At 64.4% G+C, this 683-nt stretch carries 1 pseudogene; it reads left to right on the top strand.

Features of this window, described 5'->3' with window-relative positions:
- Nucleotides 1-683: pseudogene (locus tag D8Z78_RS24365) on the top strand (calcium-binding protein); the annotation flags it as partial.

Raw genomic sequence — 683 nt, 5'->3', positions numbered from 1 at the left:
GGCGGGATCGGCAATGACACGATGTATGGCGGCACCGAAGACGACACGATCATCGGGGGCGACGGCCATGACAGCGGCTTTGGCGGCAGCGGCGATGACACGATCTCGGGCGGGGCGGACAACGATTCGCTCAACGGCGACAGCGGCAACGACACGCTGGATGGCGGCACCGGTGACGATACGCTCAATGGCGGCGGCGATGCCGATACGCTGACCGGCGGGGCGGGCGACGATTCGTTCTACGGGGCGTATTGGCAGCTCGATGGCGACGTGATCACCGATTTTGCCTATGGCGACCGGATCACCCTGCAAAGCTATCGCTTCACCGATGTGGACATCTCGACCAGCCTCGTGAATGGCGGGCTGGACACCCAGCTGATGATCGACATGGACGGCGATGGCGACATCGACACGACGATCACGCTGCAGGGCACCTTTACCGGGACCTGGGTTGCGATGCATGACGCGTCGCAGAACGGGGCGACGGATGTGTATCTTGTGCCGGTGGGCGGCTTCGGCAGCACGACGGTGGACCCGGATTTCATCACCGGAACCATCGGGGACGAGACCCTCTCCGGTGGCGTCGGCGACGACACGCTGGTGGGTCAGGACGGCAATGACAGCCTGACCGGCGGCACCGAGAACGACCTTCTGTATGGCGGGCGTGGCAACGACACGCTGGA

The sequence above is a fragment of the Tropicibacter alexandrii genome (assembly GCF_003667315.2).
In the GTDB taxonomy this organism is placed as follows: Bacteria; Pseudomonadota; Alphaproteobacteria; order Rhodobacterales; family Rhodobacteraceae; genus Tropicibacter; species Tropicibacter alexandrii.
This window is presented reverse-complemented; position numbering and strand designations above follow the sequence as displayed.